Source organism: Microcoleus sp. S36a_B3 (genome assembly GCF_036700745.1).
Taxonomy (GTDB): Bacteria; Cyanobacteriota; Cyanobacteriia; order Cyanobacteriales; family Microcoleaceae; genus Microcoleus.
Window position 1 is genome coordinate 1 of record NZ_JAUBPN010000060.1, and the last position, 7369, is coordinate 7369.

The 7369-nt window shown below is 46.5% G+C and carries 5 protein-coding genes; all 5 read right to left on the reverse strand.

Annotated elements, in window-relative coordinates; translation table 11 throughout:
- Positions 1 to 118 precede the first annotated feature (118 nt).
- Positions 119 to 2500: an ATP-binding protein gene (locus QUA01_RS26950; protein WP_333093608.1), complete on the reverse strand. Its 2382-nt coding sequence runs from the start codon at positions 2498 to 2500 to the stop codon at positions 119 to 121.
- Positions 2501 to 3143: 643 nt separating this feature from the next.
- Positions 3144 to 3893 (reverse strand): hypothetical protein, encoded by a 750-nt coding sequence (locus tag QUA01_RS26955; RefSeq protein ID WP_333093607.1) that lies wholly within the window; start codon positions 3891 to 3893, stop codon positions 3144 to 3146.
- Between the two features lie 5 nt (positions 3894 to 3898).
- Positions 3899 to 5611 (reverse strand): hypothetical protein, encoded by a 1713-nt coding sequence (locus tag QUA01_RS26960; protein ID WP_333093606.1) that lies wholly within the window; start codon positions 5609 to 5611, stop codon positions 3899 to 3901.
- A gap of 190 nt (positions 5612 to 5801) precedes the next feature.
- Positions 5802 to 6026 (reverse strand): hypothetical protein, encoded by a 225-nt coding sequence (locus QUA01_RS26965; RefSeq protein ID WP_333093605.1) that lies wholly within the window; start codon positions 6024 to 6026, stop codon positions 5802 to 5804.
- Between the two features lie 426 nt (positions 6027 to 6452).
- On the reverse strand, positions 6453 to 7160 hold the full coding sequence (locus tag QUA01_RS26970) for a hypothetical protein (RefSeq protein WP_333093604.1): 708 nt from the start codon (positions 7158 to 7160) through the stop codon (positions 6453 to 6455).
- Positions 7161 to 7369: the final 209 nt, after the last annotated feature.

The window sequence follows — 7369 nt, forward strand, 5'->3', positions numbered from 1 at the left end:
TGAGCCCATCTTTTTTTACCATAAATCGGTCAAACCTTTGTTAGCTATGGGTTTTAACGGGGTTGTCACCCCGTCAGCTTCATATATTGATATATGAGGTACGAATCTAAAAACCGAGTTAACTTTGATCGCAGTCTTGGGATTTTGCGATCGTACAATCTGCCGAAATGCACTTCTGAGTTAAATCGCTGATAATATCTAAACTCATATTGTCAACTAATTTAGTCAGAGCCACAGCAAGAGGCTTCTGCGACAGGGGGATTCGCTCAATCAACAGCCTTACCGCTTGCTCGTCTCCACAAGCGGCTGCTTTATAAAGCTTCTCAATCAACTCCCTCGGCAACACAGACAGCGACTTAGAAGTCAGTTGCACAACAGGCTCATCCTGTTCGGACTTCCTAGACGACTCCTCTTCATAGATATAGCGAACTCCCAAATGAAGCGCCATCTTCTCAAAAATTACTGTTTCTCGGAACGGTTTGGCAACAAAATCATCAAAGCCGTTCGACATGGCGAGTTCCTGGGTTTTAACAAAAGCATTAGCGCTCAAAGCAATAATCTTAGTGTTAGAACCGTTCGGCAGAGTTCTAATTTTTTGAGCAGCTTGAAAGCCGTCTAGAACAGGCATCCTCAAATCCATCCAAATTAAATGCGGCTTGTACTTTCGCCACAATTTAACAGCTTCAATTCCGTTATCCGCGAACCACACAAGAAAGCCAGCCGACTTCAATATCCGAGTTAGCAGCAACCGATTTGCCGACTCATCATCCGCTACCAGAATGCGATATATTTGTTGGTTGGGTGCCAACCCCTTCACTTGTTTTTGCGGCAATCTGTCATAAACTTCGCTCTTAGTTGCATGACTGACTTTAATGTAAAAACTAAAAACCGTACCTTTCCCCACAGAACTTTTGACCTTAATTTCACCACCCATCAGCTTCACAAAAGAGTTACTGATTGGCAATCCCAAACCCGTTCCCGTTTGCGATTTCCGGCCAGCATCCGCTTGCACGAACGGCTTAAACAAACGGCTAACCTCATCAGGCGCAATGCCTGGGCCTGTATCCTTCACAGAGAACTGGAGAAAGAATTTGGATAACGGTTTTTTTGCCATAGACTGAAGGCATTTTACAGTCAGCTTCACCCTACCCGTCTCAGTAAATTTAACAGCATTACCCAACAGATTAATCAAAACTTGGCGCAGCTTGCTTTCATCAGTTCGGACGTATTGCGGTACATCTTTCCGGAGTTCAAAAACAAGTTGCAATCCCGACGACTGAGCTTTGAGTTGGAACATCCGTTCTATGTCCTTGAGCAAACTGTACAAGTCAACAGCAGTTTCTTCGAGGGTGATTTGACCTGCTTCAATCTTAGACAGCGACAAAATATCGTTGATTAGTTTCAACAAATGCTCGCCACTGCGATTGATAATATCTAAACTCGACTGCTGTTCCGGTGCAGTTTTTTTAGAGTTTACAAGGAGGTGGGCAAAGCCGATAATCGCATTCAGAGGCGTTCTCAGTTCGTGGCTCATATTAGCCAGAAAGGTACTTTTAGCGCGATTGGCACTTTCGGCGGCAATTTTAGCTTGTTTTAGTTCCTTTGTTTTCTGTGCAACTTGCCGCTTTAAATCGCCAGAATATTCTTCTAACCGCTGGCGAGATGCTTTTAACTGGGAATTCATGCGCTTGAAAGCACAGGCTAGGGCTTCGAGTTCGGCAACGCCGCTACCTGAAACTGTTGAGTCGAAGTCGCCGCCAGCTATCGCCTCTGTTGCCGAAATTAACCGCAGCAGCCGCTGTTCTATTCTTAGGGAAATGGACAGCAAAAGGCAGATAGAAAGAACCAAAGCCAGCAGCACGAGCAAAATAGTGTTGCGGGTGTTGGCCTGAACTTTGCCGGTGAAGTCGGTTTCGGGTACAACTGCCACAATCAGCCAATTTAAGCCTTTCGAGTTTTCAAAAGGTCTGACTTGCAGCAAGTATAATGAGTTGCTGGCAGTAAAGTTAAGATTTTGGCTGCTGTTAATAGCAGCGAGGCTGCCATAATGTTTAAGCAAATACTCTGTTGAAAGCCGGATTACTTTTTGTTGCAGAGCTTGGGTGCGAACTCGCTGCTGGGAGTCAGCAGAAATAGACGGTTTTGGTTCAGTTACCTCGTTCCGAGCAATTAAATGCCCCGAACGGTCTAAGATAAAGGCTTGACAGTTAGGGCTGATGTGGAAATCGTGCAAGTTGAATTTTGAGGTTGGGGTAGAAAAAGCAGGATTTGTTTTTTGTTGAGGCAATATTGTTTTTGGAGAGTCTGACCCATTTGTTTTCCCATTTGGTTTGATTGTGACTTTGGCTGTTTGACTTGGGCGAAGTTGGTTCACCGAACCAGTTTGCATTTTATTATAATTCCCTTCTCCTTTCCCAACCCGTTCTTTTAAGTAGTTGTCAAGGCGGTCAGAGATGCGGCTCGTTGCTTCTGCCAATAGCTGTGCAACTAAGTCATTCATTGTCTGCCGCCCTGTTTGAAAAGAAAGCCATCCCGTCAGACATAGTAAAGTCGAAATCAGGAGAGCGTTGGGGACTGTAAGCACAACGCGCAGCGGGAGGGCAGACTTTTTTTGAACAGAGCTTTTTGGGCGGAACATTGGTTGAAAAAAGGAGTGGGGAATGAGGAAAAAAACGTTCTTCCGAGAAAGTATTACTGCCGAATTGTTCCACAAACAAATATTTGAAAGGTCAATTCACAACTCATAATCAAAGCTTCGCGTTGAGCAGGAAGTAGAAGAATTCTGCTATTTTCCCTTACCATCCCCGCTCGCTTTTGTTATGCTTTTTGACTAATCGCTATTTATAGCGCAGCTTCAAACCAACCTGAATCAGTCAAAAGCTATAAGTTCTCAGAGCGAGCGGTTAGCGACACAGGCTCTCGCCTGACTCAGCGCGGGCAGTATTAAGGAGATGATTGGCATCTCAACTAACCCAAGTTGCGTGCTTAAAACCGCTCTAGACTGGTAATGGGTAATGGGTAATGGGTAATTGGAACAATTTAAGATTTGAGATTTGAGATTTTAAATTGATGGGATTGCCGTTTATCCCGCTCTGTGCTTGACCCCGGAACGAATGCACTTACCTAACTCTGTCTAACATTGGTTAGATATGAGTAGGTTTGTGTGAGCGGTAGTTTGATTCAAAAGCTATTTTGGCTAGCTCGACAATCACAGACAAGTCTACTCCGGCTCGTGCAGCAGCATCAGTCACCGATAGATTGTGGTTTCTTACCAGAGCTAAAAATTGTCGCACGCTGTAGACTACTGGGTCGTTGGCTGCTGTGTAGCCTCTTTGAATGGCAATTAGCAATCCTTTTTCAACATCTGATGCTGCGGGGGCGCGACCTCTATCAACGTTCACAGTCGGCTCCATTCTCGGAGTTAGGGGAGCAATGCGAATTCCTAAGTGTTCTGGTTCTTTGTTGGTAGGAACGATGTTGAAGTTGTAAAGTCGCTGTTTGCCTTTTGAATCTACAGTTTTGATTGAGAGATTGGTGATGGTAGCTGTGGTAGCTCCCGGAAAATTGAGCGCTTGAATGGGACGCAAGAAAACAGTTTTGGCTTGGCCGCTTGCCAACTGTGCGTCGGTGCTGAAAACTATTTTTGAGGGGTCGGCAATTAAAACGTAGGCGAGAGCTTCATCGGTTGAGCTGAAGTCGATCGCACTTGCGCGGCCGGGATAGACTAAAATATCGATCGCACTATTGACGGCAATATCTCGACCCACAGTTTGATAGCCTGTTACTCTTGATTGAGCAAAAGCACAGTCGGGGTAGCTCGCAGCAGCAAGCACTGCTGTGAATAAAAGCCCTCCGAGGGAAAGCATTCGTGGAGATTGGATGCGAGTAGTCATGGCAGTTATCGGTAAATGTTGAGAAAGCTGTTAACAGTAATAGAAACCGGGGTTCCCTTGTTAACCACAGCTACATTGGGGCGGTTTAAAAGTTCTTCAGTTGCTCTATCTGAGCGGCTTTCCATCCGTTTTGCTAGGGGGCTGAAGAAGCCATCGAGGACGGCTGACCAAATTTGGGGGTCTCGACTTTCAACGGTGGTTGTACTGCCCCCAAACCTACCGCTAATACTGCTAGAGCTCCTGACTTTAGGCTCTGCGAACACTTGACCGACTCGTCCAACTCCCGACAGCACTGCGGTGAGGATATCCTGTCCGGCAATATCTGAACCAAGGTCGAAGTAGCCTGAAGCAATCAGCGGCCCAGAACCCTCTCCTGCAATCAAAATTGCGCCTTCTGGAATGGGCTGCTGTTTAATCTGACCGTTTCTATCAGAGTAGACGAGCGCCACAGCAGTAGCTTGTACCATGCGATTGGTTTTGCTGACGGTGTTGGCTTTGACAATGACAACTGTGCCGGCAGGAAAAGCAATAGAGCCGTCAGTTGCCGTTACGTCGGCTGTGAGGGTGACGGCAAATTTGTCGTAAAGCTGTTTGCCTGAGCCTTCATCCCACAACAGGGGAACCGAAACTACGCCGTTGACTGTGGTTCCAAGGGGAACCTGAGCTGTTTGGGAGGTTGAAGAACTTTGGGGCGTGCGGTTGAGAATGCCTTTTGCCCCTGGGGAGTTTACTTGTTCTAGGGTTGGGGAGTTTGTTAAGGCAGAAGCCTCTGGAGCAGCTTCAGGGGAAAGGGTTTGAAATTCTGTATCGGCGGGCAAGGACGTTGGACGAGCGCTCAGTCGAGCCTCCGTCTCGATTGGGTTATCGGTAGAATCGGAACTTATTTGGGGGGAAAGGGGAGCCGGAGTTAATTGGTTAGTGGGGTTTTGGGAGTTGTCGGTGGTTTCGAGGCTGTCCCCTCCATAAGGAAACTCCGGGTGTAGCCTTTCCCCGCTGGCGTTATTTGGGTGGCTATATAGTTTTTCTGGGATTTGCTCGAAAGAAACGTATGAGGGTTGCGACTTTTGGTTGCCGATATTGACAGTTAGGAATTCAGTTGTTGGAGCTGGCTTTGTCAGAGCGGCGGCGGTAGCACTTGTTGTCGCTGGAGTGCTTGGTGTTGCACTGACGGCATTCGCTATTCGGTTAGGGTCAAAATTTCCCCTAATTTGTCCGAGTTGAGCGAGTTGGTTCCACCGCTCAAACGGGTCGATTTTTTCTTCTGTTGGAGTTGGAATTAAAGGTGGGGGTATTAACGGTTTGGGTATGGGGGCTGGTGCGGGTGTTCTTGAGGGTACTCTTTGAGGTATGGGTGCGGGTACTGTTACCGTCCGCACTACTGTTCGGGGTGCGGGTAGGGGTTCGCGTAGAGGAGTAGGTGGCGGTGCAGCGCTCCGGGTAGCGACTAAACGCGGAGTTCGCGGATTTCGTGGGGCTCTTGACGGTTTGGGCGACGGTTCTGTTTTGGGTTTTGCGGTTTTTTGCGGTTTTTCGGCTAACAGTTTTTGTTGGTCTTGGTAAGCTAATTTAGCCAGCAACTCCGGTTTTTCATCTTTAATGGTGCCAGAAGAGCTTTCTTTTGGTGTTGATTGTGCGATAGCTTCGCGAGGTGATTTAGGCTTGATAAATTGCCAAATCAGCAGTCCTAGCAATAGTATTCCACCAGTCAACAGCAGCATTGTCACTGCTCTAGGAACGCCTCTTTCGGAAACAGGCGGGGGCAGTGGTCTTTCCTCATCTTGAGCGAGTTGATATTGAGTTTCAAGTGTTAGGGGTGCATTGGGGTCGAAATTAGCAATGAAGTTTTCATCAATATCATCATCTTTCGAGGGGGAGGGGGAAGGGGAAGGGGAAGGGGGAGGGGAAAAATTATCTTTTTTGGAAGGGGGAGGCGAAGGAAGGGGAAAAGTTATCTTCTTTGGAGGGGGAGGGGGAAGGGGAAGGGGAAGGGGAAAAATTATCTTCTGACATCTTGCTATTATCGTTATTAACGATACTTTCGCTATCAAGAGAAAGTGAATTATTTTGCTCAATTTCTGCGGCTGTCAACTTTGTTTGATGAGAATTTTTTGAAGATTCTTGTCTGTTACTCATGGCTACTCTCTTGTTGCTTATTACGATGGTTAATTAACAAATGATTGGCTTGTATGTGAGGGGGACAGAGCAGAAAATTAGGACTTCTTTGTTGTTAAAATACAACCGCTTGAAGTTCATATACAGCACTTTTCAGGTAAGTGAAGTACAAACAAATCAGTTTCTGTAGGGGCGGTACTCCTTTCCCCTTCCCTGTTTTTCCTTCCCCTTCCCCTTCCCCCTCCCCTTTCAGGTAAGTGAAGTACAAACAAATCAGTTTCTGTAGGGGCGGTACTCCTTTCCCCTTCCCTGTTTTTCCTTCCCCTTCCCCTTCCCCCTCCCCTTTCAGGTAAGTGAAGTACAAACAAATCGGTTTCTGTAGGGGCGGTACCCCCTACCCCTTCCCTGTTTTTCCTTCCCTTTCCCCTTCCCCCTCCCCCTCCCCCTCTAAGGTTTGAATTCGACAATTCGGGAAATTTCTAATCCGGCTGCTCTCAAAGAGTGAATAGTCTTCTCTAATTCATTAGCGTTTTCTTTGAGAGGCGATTTTGGAATTTCTACCCCTTTGACGGTGAAGGTTCGATTAAACTGTTCTCGGCTTTCTCCAATGCCTTGCTCTAGCACTACGCGAGTAGCAATTACATCTATTTCCCAAACACCTCTTTTTATTTCTCTGGGTTCTGAGATGTGAGAGATATAGACTCCAGAGCGGGTTTTTCCTGAATAGATGGTGTTGGGAACGAGTTTGGCAAGTTCAACAAGAGAAGCTTTACCAAACTCTGATTCCATCATCAAGGAGCCCATCCAAGCAGTTGTAGGAACTTTGGCACTGCCTTTAACTTTAATGCCGGGGTCGGGGTCATTTGTGCCGGGAATTTTGCCTGACCAAGCCCAGGTTAAATTTACCCAACTGGATACAAAATTTTGGATGATTTTCGGCTCTCTGTAGAGTTCATCTTGTTCTGCAATTCGTGCTGCGGTTCCGTCTTTTAACTGGACAAAGGTAACTTTTCTTTGAGATAAGGCTCTCAAACTGACTGTATTCACTAAAACAGCAATTGTCAGGAGGAAAACAAAGCTTGTTAGTAGAACAAAGCACAAGGCTAAAGTGTTTTTAGATTCAGGGAGTAAGGGTTGTGATTGTGGAAATTTCATAGTTTTCTTGGAAGGGGAAGGGGAAGGTTAAGAGAAGGGGAGGGGGAAGGGGAAGGTTAAGAGAAGGGGAGGGGGAAGGGGAAGGGGAAGGAAAACAAGGGAGGGGAAAGGAAAAACCAGGTTATTATTAGCCAATACTTCGGACAGTTTTGGAACAGGGACGCTCCCCGAACAGAGACAAAAAATCCCTGGAATTTTAACCGAAACTC

Bases quoted from the DNA above. Each gene is read 5' to 3' on its own strand.
- QUA01_RS26950 (WP_333093608.1), bottom strand. From the start codon at position 2,500: ATGAATGACTTAGTTGCACAGCTATTGGCAGAAGCAACGAGCCGCATC.
- QUA01_RS26955 (WP_333093607.1), bottom strand. From the start codon at position 3,893: ATGACTACTCGCATCCAATCTCCACGAATGCTTTCCCTCGGAGGGCTT.
- QUA01_RS26960 (WP_333093606.1), bottom strand. From the start codon at position 5,611: ATGCTGCTGTTGACTGGTGGAATACTATTGCTAGGACTGCTGATTTGG.
- QUA01_RS26965 (WP_333093605.1), bottom strand. From the start codon at position 6,026: ATGAGTAACAGACAAGAATCTTCAAAAAATTCTCATCAAACAAAGTTG.
- QUA01_RS26970 (WP_333093604.1), bottom strand. From the start codon at position 7,160: ATGAAATTTCCACAATCACAACCCTTACTCCCTGAATCTAAAAACACT.